The sequence below is a fragment of the Achromobacter sp. SIMBA_011 genome, assembly GCF_046535435.1.
GTDB lineage: Bacteria > Pseudomonadota > Gammaproteobacteria > Burkholderiales > Burkholderiaceae_B > Achromobacter > Achromobacter dolens.
This window is the reverse complement of the sequence record NZ_JAWRWN010000774.1, coordinates 1-257: the sequence shown is the minus strand read 5'-3', so window position 1 is coordinate 257 and position 257 is coordinate 1. Positions and strand designations below refer to the sequence as shown.

Below are 257 nucleotides of genomic sequence, written 5' to 3'. Positions count from 1 at the left end.
ATGAAAAGCACGGTGGGCTTGCTCAGGTGCGTGCCCCGCAGTGCGAGCGCGACGGGGATCATGCGGATCAGCGTGAGACTCAGCAGCGCATACGCGACGATCGCGAAATCGAACTGTTTCCAGACAAGCGTGATGAGTAATCCGAACAGGAAGAAGACAAAATAATTCAACAGTTGCCCCCAATCTTCCGTGAATTCGACGCTGTGCTTGCCGACTTCGCTGAAACCCGCCTGAGTCGCGAGGCCGGCAACGAAGGC

1 pseudogene is annotated in these 257 nt (G+C 56.8%); it reads right to left on the bottom strand.

What is annotated here, in order from left to right:
• Nucleotides 1–257: pseudogene (locus SB816_RS33095) on the bottom strand (sodium:proton exchanger); the annotation flags it as partial.